At 39.5% G+C, this 15,388-nt stretch carries 18 protein-coding genes and 1 pseudogene; all 19 read left to right on the top strand.

What is annotated here, in order from left to right; translation table 11 throughout:
• Nucleotides 1-16: 16 nt before the first annotated feature.
• The gene (locus D2962_RS09210; protein WP_222927491.1) at nt 17-1,201 is read left to right on the top strand and encodes an MBL fold metallo-hydrolase; all 1,185 of its coding nucleotides are present in this window, start codon (nt 17-19) and stop codon (nt 1,199-1,201) included.
• Nucleotides 1,177-1,575, top strand: a complete 399-nt coding sequence (locus D2962_RS18035; protein ID WP_222927757.1) for an MBL fold metallo-hydrolase RNA specificity domain-containing protein — start codon at nt 1,177-1,179, stop codon at nt 1,573-1,575. Before D2962_RS09210 ends, D2962_RS18035 begins: the two co-directional genes overlap by 25 nt.
• A gap of 146 nt (nt 1,576-1,721) precedes the next feature.
• Nucleotides 1,722-2,885 carry a geranylgeranyl reductase family protein gene (locus D2962_RS09205; RefSeq protein ID WP_162991173.1) on the top strand — a complete coding sequence of 388 codons (1,164 nt, stop codon included), beginning with the start codon at nt 1,722-1,724 and terminating at the stop codon, nt 2,883-2,885.
• A 198-nt stretch (nt 2,886-3,083) separates the two neighbouring features.
• Nucleotides 3,084-3,773 carry a spore cortex-lytic enzyme gene (gene sleB / locus D2962_RS09200; protein WP_122014798.1) on the top strand — a complete coding sequence of 230 codons (690 nt, stop codon included), beginning with the start codon at nt 3,084-3,086 and terminating at the stop codon, nt 3,771-3,773.
• A 203-nt stretch (nt 3,774-3,976) separates the two neighbouring features.
• Nucleotides 3,977-4,600, top strand: coding sequence for a YigZ family protein (locus tag D2962_RS09195; protein ID WP_120765611.1), 624 nt, complete (start codon nt 3,977-3,979; stop codon nt 4,598-4,600).
• A gap of 83 nt (nt 4,601-4,683) precedes the next feature.
• Nucleotides 4,684-5,420: pseudogene (locus D2962_RS09190) on the top strand (YebC/PmpR family DNA-binding transcriptional regulator).
• A gap of 77 nt (nt 5,421-5,497) precedes the next feature.
• Nucleotides 5,498-6,061 (top strand): BofC C-terminal domain-containing protein, encoded by a 564-nt coding sequence (locus D2962_RS09185; RefSeq protein ID WP_120765609.1) that lies wholly within the window; start codon nt 5,498-5,500, stop codon nt 6,059-6,061.
• A 65-nt stretch (nt 6,062-6,126) separates the two neighbouring features.
• Nucleotides 6,127-6,633, top strand: coding sequence for a crossover junction endodeoxyribonuclease RuvC (ruvC, locus tag D2962_RS09180; RefSeq protein WP_122014797.1), 507 nt, complete (start codon nt 6,127-6,129; stop codon nt 6,631-6,633).
• A 1-nt stretch (nt 6,634) separates the two neighbouring features.
• Nucleotides 6,635-7,225 carry a Holliday junction branch migration protein RuvA gene (gene ruvA / locus D2962_RS09175; protein ID WP_122014796.1) on the top strand — a complete coding sequence of 197 codons (591 nt, stop codon included), beginning with the start codon at nt 6,635-6,637 and terminating at the stop codon, nt 7,223-7,225.
• Nucleotides 7,226-7,239: 14 nt separating this feature from the next.
• Complete coding sequence (gene ruvB, locus D2962_RS09170) at nt 7,240-8,244, top strand: Holliday junction branch migration DNA helicase RuvB (RefSeq protein ID WP_122014795.1); 1,005 nt, start codon at nt 7,240-7,242, stop codon at nt 8,242-8,244.
• Nucleotides 8,245-8,301: 57 nt separating this feature from the next.
• Nucleotides 8,302-9,006, top strand: a complete 705-nt coding sequence (gene sigI, locus D2962_RS09165) for an RNA polymerase sigma-I factor (protein ID WP_120765605.1) — start codon at nt 8,302-8,304, stop codon at nt 9,004-9,006.
• Nucleotides 9,007-9,026: 20 nt separating this feature from the next.
• Entirely contained in the window at nt 9,027-9,848 is an 822-nt protein-coding gene (locus D2962_RS09160) for an anti-sigma-I factor RsgI family protein (protein WP_122014794.1), read from the top strand.
• A 39-nt stretch (nt 9,849-9,887) separates the two neighbouring features.
• Nucleotides 9,888-11,366 carry a SpoIID/LytB domain-containing protein gene (locus D2962_RS09155; RefSeq protein ID WP_122014793.1) on the top strand — a complete coding sequence of 493 codons (1,479 nt, stop codon included), beginning with the start codon at nt 9,888-9,890 and terminating at the stop codon, nt 11,364-11,366.
• Nucleotides 11,367-11,384: 18 nt separating this feature from the next.
• On the top strand, nt 11,385-12,410 hold the full coding sequence (gene queA / locus D2962_RS09150) for a tRNA preQ1(34) S-adenosylmethionine ribosyltransferase-isomerase QueA (protein ID WP_120765602.1): 1,026 nt from the start codon (nt 11,385-11,387) through the stop codon (nt 12,408-12,410).
• Between the two features lie 14 nt (nt 12,411-12,424).
• Complete coding sequence (locus tag D2962_RS09145) at nt 12,425-13,063, top strand: transporter associated domain-containing protein (RefSeq protein ID WP_120765601.1); 639 nt, start codon at nt 12,425-12,427, stop codon at nt 13,061-13,063.
• A complete protein-coding gene (gene tgt / locus D2962_RS09140; RefSeq protein WP_122014792.1) occupies nt 13,060-14,175 on the top strand; it encodes a tRNA guanosine(34) transglycosylase Tgt in 1,116 nt (371 codons plus the stop codon). Before D2962_RS09145 ends, tgt begins: the two co-directional genes overlap by 4 nt.
• A 75-nt stretch (nt 14,176-14,250) precedes the next feature.
• On the top strand, nt 14,251-14,535 hold the full coding sequence (gene yajC, locus D2962_RS09135) for a preprotein translocase subunit YajC (RefSeq protein ID WP_120765599.1): 285 nt from the start codon (nt 14,251-14,253) through the stop codon (nt 14,533-14,535).
• Nucleotides 14,536-14,598: 63 nt separating this feature from the next.
• Nucleotides 14,599-14,982, top strand: a complete 384-nt coding sequence (locus D2962_RS09130; RefSeq protein WP_120765598.1) for a TIGR04086 family membrane protein — start codon at nt 14,599-14,601, stop codon at nt 14,980-14,982.
• A gap of 136 nt (nt 14,983-15,118) precedes the next feature.
• A complete protein-coding gene (gene scfA, locus D2962_RS09125) occupies nt 15,119-15,268 on the top strand; it encodes a six-cysteine ranthipeptide SCIFF (RefSeq protein WP_120765597.1) in 150 nt (49 codons plus the stop codon).
• Nucleotides 15,269-15,388 lie beyond the last annotated feature (120 nt).

The following is a 15,388-nucleotide window of genomic DNA, read 5'->3' as shown; positions in this document are numbered from 1 at the left end:
CTGAAAGGTGAACGGTATGAAACTGACATTTTACGGAGCTTGCAAAACGGTTACAGGTTCATGTTACCTGATAGAGACTGAAGATACAAAATTGTTGATAGATTGTGGAATGTATCAGGGACCAAAAGAATTAAAAGAAAGAAACTATAGGGATTTTTTATTTAATCCTGCTGAAATAGATTATGTGGTTCTAACGCATGCACACATCGATCACAGTGGATTACTGCCAAAGCTTATGAAAAAAGGATTTAAGGGGCCTATAATAACTACTAAGGCAACAATGGACTTATGTTCGATAATGTTACCGGATAGTGGCCATATACAAGAACTGGAAATAGAAAGAAAAAATAGAAAGCTGCTAAGAGCCGGAAAACAAATTTTGGAACCTATTTATGACCACCTGGATGCAAGCAAGGTGATGCTACAATTTAAAGGATTGGATTACGAACTGGTTACAGAATTATCGCCCACAGTATCGATAAGATTGCAGGATGCCGGACATATACTGGGTTCTGCCATTGTTGAAATGTGGATAAAGCAGAATGAAAAGAAAATTAAGCTTGTTTTTTCGGGAGATCTGGGGAACTATAATCAACCAATTGTAAAAGACCCCACCAATATAGATGATGCGGATTACCTAATAATGGAATCAACCTATGGAAACAGAATTCACGAAAACAAAGGAGATAAAAAGGAAATTTTACTAAAAATCATTGAAGAAACTTTTGAGAGGGGAGGAAATCTCATTATTCCTGCCTTTGCAGTTGAAAGGACCCAGGATATTTTATATTATCTCGGGATTCTGGAAAAGGAAGGAAGGTTGCCGGATTGTGATATATACATTGACAGCCCGCTGGCAATATCAGCCAGTGAGATATTCAAAACAAGCGTTCAATATTATGATGAAGAAACAAAAAAAGCATATGAAACATTAGGGCAATCGCCAATAATATTAAAAAAGCTCAAAATGGCCAGAACTCAGGAAGAGTCTATGAGATTAAACGAAGTCAGAGGACGTACAATAATCATTTCGGCCAGCGGCATGTGCGAAGCAGGAAGGATAAAACACCATTTAAAACACAACCTTTGGAGGCCTGAATCTTCCGTATTATTTGTAGGTTTTCAAGCTGAAGGTACTCTCGGCCGACAGATAATAGAAGGTCAAAAGACAGTAAGATACATGGAGAGGAAATTGCTGTAAAAGCAAAAATATATAATGTTGAAGGATTTTCCGCCCATGCTGACCAGCCGGCTTTGTTAAAATGGGTGGGTTCCTTTAAAAAACTTCCCCGAAAAGTATTCTTGGTTCATGGTGAAATTGAAGGTATTGAAAGACTTAAAGGACTGCTTGAAAAAAACTTAAGTCTGGATGTAATTGTTCCGGATTGGCAGCAGAGTTTCGAACTGGCAGCAGAAAAACAAGTATCCACTCCTAAAAAGTTGACCGACAGAGATTTAGAATTACTGTATAATACTGTGATAAATAAATTAAACCAGGTATATAAATCAGAAATAGAAAAGAGCGATCTCGAATTACTTTATGATAAACTTAAAAATATTGAAAAAGCTATATAGCTTTTGCATAGAGCCATGGAGCTCTTTTTTTATTGCTTCAATTAGACTTAGTTTTCATTTGAATAAGACTGCTTACCCTGTCAAAAATATATATTGAAAATACAATGAACTGTAAAGCCAGAGAAAAAATTTTTGAAGGTGAGAGCTTGACATACGATGCTGTTATCGTAGGCGCCGGGCCTTCCGGAGCTTTTTGCGCATTGAATCTAGCCCAAAAAGGGTTTAAAGTACTTATTATAGACAGATGTCGTTTTCCCAGGGAAAAAGTATGCGGTGGTTTAATTTCTCAAAAGTCCATGAATATACTCGGATATGATTTTTTAAAAAGTGGTATAAATTTTAATAGTATAAATTGTATATGCTTGCGGGGAGAAAGTGAGGAAATATCCATGGAAAGCAAAATACCCCTTGGTATCGTCGTAAAACGTAAAGACTTTGACCAATTTTTAATTAACAGAGCAATTGAAGCCGGTGCTGTATTTATAGATAATTGCATATTTGAAAACTGTGTATTGGAATCCGGCGGTTATAAAATTCAAACCGCAAGAGGCGTTTTTTATGCAGATTATCTAATAGGAGCTGATGGATATTACAGTAAAGTCGCCAGAGTATCAAATATTAGGAATCAATGGGCCTGGTGGGAACGGGGTATTGCATTATCCGTCCAGGTACCGGATAAATACATAATACAAAGAAGAGATAACGCTGTAGAATTTTATTTCCCCGATATCCTGGCTGGCCTTGGATGGTGCTTCCCAGGGAAAGGCTATTGTAATGTGGGTGTTGGAGGAACCGCCATCGATAGTAAGCGGATAATAGGCGCTTTTGAACATTTGCTGGAGTGGAAAATAAAAGATAAAACAATTTTATCAAATTTGAAATTTAAAGCAGCATTTTTGCCTGCCGGAGGCCGTTTTAGAAAAATATCTGACAGGCATATTTTTTTGCTGGGTGATGCGGCAGGTTTTGTGGACGCTTTTTCCGGGGAAGGTATTTATTATGCCTTGAGGAGTGCGGAAATACTGGCAGATGTGATAAATCAAAATAAAGATGGCAGGGAATATGAAAAAAGATGTTATGAAACTTTTTTGGGTGAATTTAGATTGTCGGCTTTTTTGAGTATATATTTTGGAAATAAGAAGAATGTATTTCAAAAAGGACTGCAGGATAGATTTTTAAAAGCGTTTTACATGATTATGACCCAAACGCCGGAAAGTATGTGCTATAAAAAAATATTGCATTACCTCACAACTGGAGGTTTCTCCTTTGATGTTCCTTTTTTATGGTTAAAAAGGTTAATACTAGATTAAAATGAAATACAAACCATGATAATAAATTAACGAGTAAAACCATGTTTATATATGGGTGAAAAAAATAATAACATAATATAATTATTGTAAACAAAATACGGGTACATTTGCCGGAACACGCATTTTGTTAATCCAAAAAGCTCATGGTATAATATTTCTAACTCTTCTTCGGTCTCTGAAACTAAAGGAGGGGAAACCATGAGAAAAACTGTTGCAAAGGTTTTACTGATTTTTGTGTTGTTATCAACACTTACACCAGTTGCCATGGCTGCCAGCCTCGGAGATCGAACACTAATGATGGGCTCAACAGGAGATGATGTTGCCCAACTACAGCAACAACTAAATACACTAGGATTTTGGGCAGGTTTTGTTGATGGGATTTTCGGGCCTAAGACAGAAGCCGCCGTTAAAAGGTTTCAGAGTTCTAGAGGTTTGTGGGCTGACGGGATTGCAGGGCCCCAGACATTTAGAGCATTGAACGTTCATTCTTCATACCGAGGAACCACGGGAAGGTTTTCTCAAAGGGATATCGAACTTCTGGCAAGGCTGGTTTATGCTGAAGCCAGAGGCGAGCCGTATACAGGTCAAGTAGCGGTGGCTGCAACGGTATTGAACAGGCTCAAAGACCCAAAATATCCAAAGACAATACCGGGAATAATTTTTCAAGTAGTAGATGGTTACTATCAATACAGCCCGGTAGAAAACGGTCAAATTTACCTGACACCTGATGAGACTGCGAGAAGAGCTGTTATGGATGCCATAGCTGGATATGACCCTACAGGAGGAGCTACTACGTTTTTCAACCCCGGTAAAACCAATGATCAATGGGTGAGATCCAGGACATATATTACCACTATTGGCAACCATGTATTTTTCACGATAGAATAGGAAAAACAAAAAACTGAATAAAAATGAGATGTGGCATTAGTTCCTGGTAGCTTAGGGGATTAATGCCACAATATATTTTAAAGGAATTATCTGTTCTGCAAGCCCGGAGGATAAATTATACTCTCCCGGATTACCTTGACATATTTCATCAGTGTAATTAATATTAAAGTAATAAATTTATATTGCTTTCCAAAGAGGTTCTTATGATGAGTGATGAGTATTTTACTATAAAGGGACCGGCTCAGCATACCACAATAATAAAAAAATCAAAATTCATATCCAATGTCTTGCCTGTTGAAAACCAGGATGAAGCGGAAAAATATATAGACTCTCTTCGCAAAAAATACTGGGATGCCACTCACAATGTTTATGCTTTTACCATTGGTTTAAATGATGAAACTCAAAAATTCAGCGATGATGGTGAACCTTCAGGAACCGCAGGTAAACCTGTTCTTGAGGTTATAAAATCAAAAGCATTGAAAAATGTTCTGGTGGTAGTTACACGTTATTTCGGAGGGATTCTCCTGGGCGCCGGCGGCTTGATAAGGGCATACAGTGAAAGTGCTGCCGGGGGTTTAAATGAGGCCGGAATAGTTAAAAAGATAAAATATGATATATATGAAGTGAAGGTGGATTACAACCAGCTAGGCAAGCTTCAATGGGAAATAAACCAGAAAGGCCTGTTTATCAGCGACATTAATTTCAGCCAGGATGTTTTAATGAAAGTATGTGTTCCGGTAAACTCCGCACTTAATTTCAAAGAATTCATCATGAATATAACTTCAGGTTTGGCGAATATGAAATGGTTAAATCAAGGTTATATGTGAAACTTCTTTTCAATAATCATATTTTATGCTAAAATAATTAAGGATTTTTACGATAAGATAATGAAAAAAGGGGGGGAGAATACATGTCAGGACATTCAAAATGGGCAAATATTAAACATAAAAAGGCCAAAGTAGATGCTCAAAAAGGAAAAATCTACACTAAGTTCAGCAAAATGATTATCGTAGCTACCCGGGAAGGCGGACCGGATCCCAACGCCAATTCCAGGTTAAAGGACATTATTGAAAAAGCCAAGGAAGCCAACATGCCCAATGAAAATATTATGAGGGCTATAAAACGGGGCAGCGGCGAACTTGGCGGCGCCGATTACGAAGAAATTATATACGAGGGTTACGGCCCCGGAGGTGCGGCGATTTTGCTGGATGTTATGACAGATAACAGAAACAGGACAGCCGGGGAATTGAGACATATATTTGACAAACATGGCGGCAACCTGGGAGAAGCAGGCTGCGTGGCATGGATGTTTGATAAAAAGGCTTAATAATAATAGAAAAAGATGGAAATACCGATGTAGATAATATCATGATGGTGGCCATTGATTCCGGAGCGGATGATGTGGAGGAACAGGAAGATTCCATTGAAATTACTACAAGCCCAGAACAGTATGAAACAGTAAAAAAGGCGTTGGAAGAAAACAATATAAAAATTTCCTCTGCTGAAGTGACCTTTTTGCCAAAGACCACTCTAAGCTTATCAGCCAAGGAAAGCGAGAGTATCAACCGGCTACTGGAAGCTCTTGAAGATCATGATGATGTGCAAAATGTTTATACCAACTACGAGCCGGCTGATAGTGAGGAATAAAAATTAGATAATATTGTATATTATTACAATACTTAGGGCATACTATTTTTCCGAAGAGTTAGTGAGGAGGAATAAGTATGCCTAAAAAATTATTTAGGTATTTAATATTGTTCATAATGTTGATGGTAGTAGGTTTCGGTTTCGGATATTTTAAAACTTTCATTTCCTTGAGAGAGCATCATATAGATATCAACAGGTCAGAAAATATCGATAACAGGGATGTAAGCAATATACAGGAAATAAAATTAAAACCCGGAGCCAAAATGATTTATATTACTTTGTATTCCGGATGCGGCCATGAGACCAGGCAGGAAAGACCTCTGGATGATAGGTTTTCCGGTTTTACAAAACAACAGCTTGAAAAAGAGATGGGAGAATGGAAGGTAGAAAGCTTTACCCCGGATGAAGTGATATTAAAAAAACAGGTCAACGGTATATGTGATGAACACTACTATATTGGTTTAAACGACGGCTATGTGACGCTTTTTAGAGGTTTACCGGGAGCGCAATCCGAAGTTGTGGAAAAGACCGACATACTGGCTGAAATTTTGCGGGAAGAAGACCGTGCCATGCTTGAAAAAGGAATAGTCATAAATAGCAGGGAAGAATTTTTGAAAATACGGGAAGGCTTAACAAATTAACCTGTCAAATTAGATAAAAAAAGGAAATCACCCTTTAATGTAGAATAACATTAAAGGGTGATTTTATGTTGATTATGGGAATAGACCCAGGCATAGCCATAAGTGGTTATGGATTGGTAAATAACAAAAATTATAAAAATACGGTAATTGAATATGGAGTTTTGAGGACAAATTCCGGCATATCTATGCCAAAGAGATTAGAATATATATTTAATGGATATATGGAGTTGATACGAAAATATAGTCCCGAAGCTATAGCGGTGGAAGAGCTTTTTTTCAATAAAAATGCCAAGACCATCATAACTGTGGGACAGGCCCGCGGAGCAGCGCTTCTGGCAGCTTCCCTGATGAATATTGAAGTTTTCGAGTATACGCCGCTGCAGGTAAAACAGGCTGTGGTTGGCTACGGCAGGGCTGAAAAGATTCAGATTCAGGAAATGACAAGAATTTTATTGAATTTAAAAGAACTGCCCAAACCCGATGATGCCGCCGATGCGCTGGCAGTGGCTTTATGCCATATTAATTCCTTCAGACTGCAGAGCGTAATAAATAATAATGGTGAGAGGTCATAAAATGCTGGATTATATTAAAGGTATATTGGTTGCCGCCGAACCAAATCAGGCTGTTATTGATTCCGGGGGCCGAGGATACAGACTGACCATTTCCATCCATACTTACAACAGTATAAAATGCCAGCTTAACACGCAAGTAAAGTTGTATACCCATTTGATTTTAAAAGAAGACGCCATCGACCTGTTGGGATTTTACGATACCGTAGAGAGGCAGGCTTTTATTCTTTTAACTAGAGTGCCGGGAATTGGTATGAAAGTGGGTATGTCTGTCCTATCTATACTGGATGTTGCCGCATTGAAATCGGCTATTTTATCGGATGATATAAAAACTCTTGCAGCGGTGCCGGGTATCGGCAAAAAAACGGCTCAAAAAATCATCATCGACTTAAAAGACCGCATAAAAGATTTACCGGTAGACCCGCAAAAGGATGTTGATTTGAATGTGCTTTTTCAGGTAAAACAAGCCCTGGAAACACTAGGATTTAATCCTAATGAAATTCAGATGGCACTCGAAGAGTATTCCGGAAGTCGTACAGCAGATGAAAATATGGAAAAAATCTTGAAAAATACTCTGAAAATACTTTCCAGATAAGGGAATGATAGCAGGTGAATGATAGGTTCATATCCCCAGCTTTAAAAAGTTTTGAGGAATTGGAATTTGAAAGGGATTTGCGGCCCTTAAGTTTTAATGAATATATTGGTCAAAAGCAGGTAAAGGAGAACCTGCAGATTTTCGTCAGAGCTGCGTTGATGAGGCAGGAAGCCCTGGACCACGTGCTTTTATACGGGCCCCCGGGCCTTGGTAAGACAACTCTGGCCTATATCATCGCACGCGAACTGGGCGTGAATATCAAGATTACCTCAGGCCCCGCCATCGAGCGTCCGGGTGATCTGGCTGCGATTCTTACCAATCTTGGCGAAAGGGATTTGCTTTTCATTGATGAAATACACCGCCTACATCCAAGTATAGAGGAAATTCTATATCCCGCTATGGAAGATTTTGCCCTGGACATCATGATAGGGAAAGGACCTAGCGCCAGGTCTATGAGGATCAACCTGAGTCCCTTCACTCTGGTGGGAGCCACCACAAAGGCAGGGCAGCTTACTTCCCCTTTGAGGGATAGGTTTGGAGTAAACCTCAGGCTCGAATTTTATGACAAAGAAGATCTAGTGAATATTTTAATGAGAACAGCAAAAATCCTGAATGTAAATATTGAAACTCAAGCTGCAGAGAGAATAGCTGTGTGTTCTAGAGGAACGCCCAGGATAGCTAATAGGCTCTTAAAGCGCATAAGGGATTATGCCCAGGTAAAGGCTGATGGTGTGATTACTTCGGCGGTAGCTGAAGAAGGTCTAAGACTTCTTGATATAGATTTACACGGCCTTGATCAAAATGATAGGAGATTGCTTCTAACCATCATTGATAAGTTTAACGGCGGCCCGGCGGGGATTGATTCCATAGCGGCGGCACTTAATGAGGAAACTTCCACCATAGAAGACATCTATGAACCTTACCTTATTCAACAGGGCTATATTTTCAGAACCTCAAGGGGCAGAATGGTTTCGGATATGGCTTACGAACATCTTGGCAGGGCTAAACCGCAGAAATGAAAGGACAGGTTTAGTATTTCAAATACGAATCTTATTGAGAGGTGAAGAGGGGTGAGGATGGAAAGCGACATCGAAATTCACAACTGGATTTCCTGTGCAAAAAATGACATCGGGGAAAGGAACCGGCTTATTGAAACTTACAAGCCCTTTATCATAAAGGTTGTATCAAAAATTTGCGGAAGATTTATACAGGAAGGGGTGGATGAAGAACTCAGCATAGGGCTGATGGCTTTTAATGAGGCCATAGAGGTTTTTGACGCACATAAAGGGGCTTTTTTCAGTTTTTCCGAGACTGTAATCAAACGCAGATTGATAGACTACTACAGGAAAGAAAAAAGAACTGTGGAAGTGCCAATGAGCGTGATATGTTCTGAAACTGACGGCAAAACCGATTTTATAGAAAGTGAGAGGGCAAACTTCGAGTTTGAGGAAAAAACATGTGCTATGGAGCGAAAAGAAGAGGTGCAGGAATTCAATAACCACCTAAAAGAATATGGCATTGCACTGTCGGACCTTCTAAAAAGCTGCCCAAAACAGGAAGGTGCGAGGATTAGGGCAATAAAAATGGCTCAAATGATTGCTGCTGACTCAAAATTAAGAGAACACCTGTTAACAAATAAAACACTTCCAATAAATGCCATGCTGGAGAAAGTGAAAATAAGCCGAAAGACTATAGAAAGACACCGCAAATATATCATTGCAGTGACTTTAATTTTAGTAGAAGATTTCCCTTATCTATTGGAATATATAAAGGGAGTCTGAGTCTAATTGGGGGGATTTAGTTGAAAAAAAGAGGCATAGTAATGGCTAAAGATGAAAAAGGTGTTATAGTGTTTTTTTCAGGAGGTGAGTTTAAAAAGTTAAGAATCAATAAGGATGTGGATATCGGGGCAGAAATCGATTTTGAAATCAGAAGGCCGTGTATAAAAACCATGGTGGCGGCGGCGTCAATTTTATTTTTAGTGGTTATTTCACTGTTAAATATGCTTAAAGTAGTTGCAGAGCCATATCTTTATATCACTATGGATATTAATCCCGGTCTGGAACTGGCTGTGGATTCAAAGCAAAAAGTTATAGGCAGTAAAGCTTATGATGAAGATGGAAAAGCTCTTTTATCCGGTGTCAATATAACCGGAATGGACCTGGCTAAAGCTGTTGAGACACTGGTTTTAAAGGCCATCGAAGAAGGTTATATCAGCAGGGAAAAACAAAATATAGTCCTGTTTACCTCGGCAATCAATGATAATGTCAAACTTGATGACATAAGGAAAAATATTGTGGATAAAGAACTGGCCCATGACACTACCGAAAACGTAAAACAGCTTTTTATGAAACGGAATATAGAATCAATAGTGCAGATGATCCATATTGACAACAAGTTGAGAAAAAGAGCCGAAGAATTAAATATTTCTCCCGGGAAAATGGCTGCTATTCTGGAAGCGCAGCACGAAGGAATAAGAATCGATAATGAACAGTGGGGGAAAATATCCATAAAAGATGTAATAAACGGTATTGAAGCCCCTGAAAAGTTCTTTGATAAACTTAAAAATATTGAAGAGCTTTCGGGGCTCTCGGATGATATAATGAAATCGGCAAATCCATAGATATTTTAGAAGCTAGAGTAATTTGGGGGTCTGATTACTTTGAAAAGATTTTTTTTCATTCTTGCTATATTTTTAATAGTTATAAATCTTAACCAGGCATATGCCACTGCGAACCAGGTTTTCAAGGAACCTATAAGGGTGGGGCTGTTTTACGACAAATCAGCGCTGGAATCATATAAGTTAAATTCTCAAAGCGGATTTATATTGGGGTTCAAGCAGGATGGGGATTTTAACCAGATTATTGAAATTGATGATAACGATATAGAAATTGCAGGAGTTCTTCCTGGAGATTATGTGCCTGTAAAAGAAAACCTGAATAGCATACAAGAAGCCTGGGAAATTGTCAGCCAGTTATCATCAAAAAAAAAGGACGGTTATCTTTTTTACAATGGAAAATGGTCTGTATGGATAAAGGGTCCGGAGGGCAGCCCGGGTAATATAGAAAAATATGTCGTGGTAACGGCGGCATCATTAAAGGTCATTCTGCCAGTCAGTATGGAAAGGCCGGTTTACTTTTCGCCCGCGAATGAGCAGAAGATCATTTCTCTGAACGGGCGCAGGTACAGAGGAATAATAGAAATATTACCTTCTCAGGACAGAAAAATTACCGCTGTCAATGAACTCGAAATAGAGGACTATCTCTATGGTGTTGTGCCCCTGGAAATGCCTTCAAATTGGCCTCAGGAAGCTTTAAAAGCCCAGGCTGTAGCTTCCAGGACTTATGCCCTATATAATCTTTCAAAATGGGAAAAGCTGGGATTTGATATTTGTGGAAGCACTCAGGACCAGGCCTATGGGGGTTTTGATGCGGAGAATATGGTATCAAACGAGGCAGTAGATGAAACAAAAGGCCAATATATCCTATACAATAACAAGCCTATCATGGCCTTATACCATGCCGACAGCGGAGGTATTACCGAAGACAGTAAGGATGTATTCGGTTTTGATTTACCTTATCTTAAACCGGTAGAAGATTCCTTTGACAGAGACTCACCCCACTCCATATGGAATGCATCTTTTTCACTTAAAGATATCGGTGAAAAGGTTGGGAAAATAGACGCTTCTTTGGGAGAAATTGAAGGTATTTCGGTAATTGAAAAAACATCTTCGGGAAGGATAAAAAAGATTATGATTCAGGGAACCTCAGGAAATAAAATTTTATCCGGTTCGGAGATCAGAAATGTATTACAATTAAAGAGCACCCTTTTTGATATCCGGGGTGGTGGTGCGAACCTTTTTGTAATATCCGGCAGTGATTATGAGAAAAAAATTTCCATTAAAGACAGGGCTATAATCTCCAGAAGGGGTTTATTCAATCTGTCAGGTCAAGATGCTTTTCTGGCAGGCCTTACCGATATTAAAAATGTGTCTTTAGTTGGGGATGGATATGAATTTTCCGGCCGCGGATGGGGGCATGGCATAGGCATGAGCCAGTGGGGAGCCAGAGGTATGGCGGAGCAGGGGTATAATTATAAACAGATTTTGCAACACTATTACAAAAATGTTGAAATAAAGTAGTGGAAAGAAGTGCAGTGTATGGACCTAAAAGAATTTTACTATTATTTGCCCCAGGAGCTTATTGCCCAGGAACCTTTGAAAGACAGAGCCAAATCGAGACTTTTGGTACTGGATAGAGAAACAGGACATATAGAACATAGAATTTTTGAGGATATAGTGGATTACCTGAATCCCGGTGACTGCCTTGTTTTGAATGATACGCGGGTTATTCCGGCAAGATTGATCGGAAGCAGGCAAGATACGGGAGGGAAAATAGAATTCGTTTTATTGAAAAAGACAGGGATAAATATCTGGGAAGTTCTCGTTAAGCCCGGGAAAAGAGCAAAAATAGGCTCTGAATTTGTGTTTGGAGATGGTCGGCTAAAAGCAAAAGTATTGGGCTACACGGATGCGGGAGGCAGGGTTGTAGAATTTTTTTACGAGGGCATTTTTGAACAGGTGCTGGATGAACTGGGCCAGATGCCGGTGCCGCCTTACATAAAAAAGAAATTGAAAGACAGGGAATGCTACCAGACCGTATACGCCCGAGAACCGGGTTCGGCGGCGGCCCCGACGGCAGGGTTACATTTTACAAAGGAATTACTTGAAAAAATAAGGCAAAAACGAGTTCGTATTGTATTTATAACCCTTCATGTGGGGTTGGGAACTTTCAGACCTGTAAAGGTTCAAAAAATCGAAGAACACAGGATGCATGAGGAGTATTACGAGGTAAGTCCTGAAACCGCTGAGATTATCAACAACACCAAAGAAAATGGACACAGGATTATAGCTGTGGGCACGACATCCACCAGAACTCTGGAAACCGTAGGTAGCGGGGATGGAAGGGTAAAACCTCAAAGCGGCTGGTCGGGCATTTTTATTTACCCGGGATATAAATTTAAAGTTATTGATGGACTCATTACCAATTTTCATTTGCCAGAATCTACACTTATCATGTTGGTTAGCGCTTTTGCCGGTAAAGATAAAGTTTTCAAGGCATACGAGGAGGCGATTAAAAAAAGGTACAGGTTTTACAGCTTCGGAGATGCCATGTTTATAAAATAAAGGGGGTGTTTTATATGAGGGGGAATATTTCCGAGAAAATCGTAAAGGGCGTTTTTGTTCTTGAAGCGGCTCTGGCACTGTTTATCATAGCAGGAGTGGTTACTGGTTCTGTAGATCTCTTCAGATACTTTAAAATAATATATAGTACACCACCCTTGCAAACGTTTTATGTTTTACAGACATTTTTAGGCCATACTTTGACCCTGGTTATAGGTCTTGAGCTGGTTATAATGCTAGTCAGGCATACTCCTTCCAGCGTTATCGAGGTTTTACTTTATGCCATTGCCAGAAAGATGATCATCGAAGCCAAAAACATGCTGGATATTTTATTGGGTATTCTGGCCATAGCAGGCCTTTTTGCCATCAATAAAGTATTTACTCCGGGCAAATTTTTTGTTCAGGAGGGCACTGTAGTAAATTCGGCGATGTTGACCAGAGAGGTAAATGAACTGGCCGATGTAAACATTCCTGAAGATTTAGGCAATACCATCGGAGGCGTTATAGCCCGACTATGCATGGAACATGGAGAAAAGCCTGCCATAGGTACAATGTTGCGGGTAGCCGATGCCGATATTTCGATTTTATCGATGGAAGATGAATTAATAAAAAAAGTAAAAATAACTAAAACAAGAAAAAAGGATGATATGCTTTGAGGTTTGAAGTATTAAAAAAGGCAGAGAACAGCAGAGCAAGGCTTGGTTTACTTCAGACCCCCCATGGAACCATTGAAACACCTGTCTTTATGCCGGTTGGCACCCAGGCTACCGTAAAGACCATGACTCCTGAAGAACTGGAGCAAATAGGCGCAAAGATTATCCTCGGCAATACCTATCACCTTTACCTGAGGCCCGGTCATAAAGTAGTGGAAGAGGCCGGCGGTCTCCATAAATTCATGAACTGGAATCGTTCCATCCTGACAGATAGCGGTGGTTACCAGGTATTTAGCCTGGGAGAACTGAGGGAGATCAGGGAAGAAGGCGTAACATTCAGGTCTCATATAGATGGTTCTTTGCATTTTATAGGTCCGGAAACTTCCATAGAGATACAAAATGCACTTGGGGCAGACATTATTATGAGTTTTGACGAGTGTATCCCCTATCCGGCAACTTACGATTATGTAAAAAACTCTGTGCAGAGGACCTCACGATGGGCTGAAAGGTGTAAGAAAGCCCACGTAAACCCCAAACAAACACTCTTTGGGATTGTGCAGGGAGGCCTATATAAAGATTTAAGGGAAGAAAGCGCAAAAGACCTGGTTTCTCTGGATTTCGAGGGATACTCCATAGGAGGTTTGAGCGTGGGGGAACCAAAGGAGAATATGTATGAGGTGCTGGATTATACTGTACCTCTTCTGCCGGAGGAAAAGCCCAGATATTTAATGGGGGTAGGTTCTCCCGATGCAATTTTTGAGGGTGTGCTCAGGGGGATAGACATGTTTGACTGTGTACTGCCCACCAGAATTGCCAGAAACGGCACCGTGTTCACCAGAAAAGGCAAACTTGTTGTTAGAAATGCCGTTTATGCCAGGGATTTTTCGCCCCTGGACCATGACTGTGACTGCTACGTATGCAGAAATTATACAAGGGCATATATACGGCACCTTATCAATGCCAAAGAAGTGCTGGGAATAAGACTTACAACAATCCACAACCTGTATTTTTTATTAAACCTCATGAAGGATATCCGTAGGGCTATTGAGGGAGGCTACCTGTCGGAATTTAAAAACGAGTTTTTTGAAAGCTTCGGATACAAACAAGAATTTTAATGTATAAAAAAGGATTTTTCACTTTTGTATAGAATTAAATATTTATAAATATAAGAGAAAGGGCGGGATCGTAATTTGAATCCGGCTATTTTCCTGCAGCAATTTGGCCCACTAATATTAATATTTGCGATCTTTTATTTTTTGATTATCAGGCCTCAGCAAAAAAGGGAAAAAGATCGTAAAAATATGCTCGCCAGCTTAAAAGAAGGTGATGATATTATCACCATCGGCGGGATTTACGGTAGGATTCTTAACATCAAGGAAGATGTCATAACTTTAGAAGTTGGAGACAAACTAAAGATAAAGGTGACACGCTCGGCTATAGGAAATGTTTTAAAGAAAGCGGAAAAAAGCGAATAATTTTGTCATATTCGACCTCCTTTAGTAAATAAAGTATTAGTAAAAAAAGGAGGTCGATTTATTATGAAGTCTTCCAAGATAAAAAAAGGTCTAAATTACATTAAAATTGCCCGGGGCACTTTAAATGCTTACTTGCTGACACTGGTTTTGTTTCTAATATTCGGTGGAATACTGTATTTCACTAAAATATCCGAAAACATCATACCTCCAGTAGTGATAGTATTGAGTGCGGTGAGTATAATAATAAGCGGTATAAACGCTACCAGGGATATTGAACAACTTGGCTGGCTCCATGGAGGGTTGATTGGATTCTTATACGTAGCTATACTTTTAATACTGGGACTTTTTGTCATGCCTTCGATGTCTTTTGGTTTGGGTACGGTGATAGATTTAGTTTTAGGCTTTGCTGTAGGAGCACTGGCAGGGGTGCTGGGAGTGAATCTGTAGGGAGGCCCCCGCATGAACTGGTCAGACCGGCAAGGGTTATCGGTTAGTTACGGTTTCAAACCTGTTAAATTTATCTTTTCATTAGTACCATTTTATGTTATAATCTTTTAAGAAAAATTAAAAGGAGGAGCTTACATTGCGCCATATTGTAACAATACATAAGGGAAATTTGAATTGCAGTGAAAGTGTTGGAAAAAAAGGCTGTGGAGAATGTCAATCTTCATGCCAATCAGCATGCAAAACTTCCTGTACAGTAGCAAATCAGGTTTGCCAAAAAGATAAATAATTCGGGCCTGAAAGAGGCCCTTTTTATATGTGATTTTAATTTTATAATATCCTAATAACATGGTATTTCGGGGAATGATTGCAACTTTCGAAATTATTGACAAGCCTATAAATCCAGGGA

Source organism: Biomaibacter acetigenes, from assembly GCF_003691585.1.
GTDB classification, from domain to species: domain Bacteria; phylum Bacillota; class Thermosediminibacteria; order Thermosediminibacterales; family Tepidanaerobacteraceae; genus Biomaibacter; species Biomaibacter acetigenes.
This window is presented reverse-complemented; position numbering and strand designations above follow the sequence as displayed.

Coding starts and splice junctions, on each gene's coding strand:
- D2962_RS09130 (WP_120765598.1), top strand. CDS start 14,599: ATGAAGTCTTCCAAGATAAAAAAAGGTCTAAATTACATTAAAATTGCC.
- ruvC (WP_122014797.1), top strand. CDS start 6,127: ATGTTGATTATGGGAATAGACCCAGGCATAGCCATAAGTGGTTATGGA.
- ruvA (WP_122014796.1), top strand. CDS start 6,635: ATGCTGGATTATATTAAAGGTATATTGGTTGCCGCCGAACCAAATCAG.
- queA (WP_120765602.1), top strand. CDS start 11,385: ATGGACCTAAAAGAATTTTACTATTATTTGCCCCAGGAGCTTATTGCC.
- sigI (WP_120765605.1), top strand. CDS start 8,302: ATGGAAAGCGACATCGAAATTCACAACTGGATTTCCTGTGCAAAAAAT.
- D2962_RS09185 (WP_120765609.1), top strand. CDS start 5,498: ATGCCTAAAAAATTATTTAGGTATTTAATATTGTTCATAATGTTGATG.
- D2962_RS09145 (WP_120765601.1), top strand. CDS start 12,425: ATGAGGGGGAATATTTCCGAGAAAATCGTAAAGGGCGTTTTTGTTCTT.
- D2962_RS09195 (WP_120765611.1), top strand. CDS start 3,977: ATGATGAGTGATGAGTATTTTACTATAAAGGGACCGGCTCAGCATACC.
- sleB (WP_122014798.1), top strand. CDS start 3,084: ATGAGAAAAACTGTTGCAAAGGTTTTACTGATTTTTGTGTTGTTATCA.
- D2962_RS09210 (WP_222927491.1), top strand. CDS start 17: ATGAAACTGACATTTTACGGAGCTTGCAAAACGGTTACAGGTTCATGT.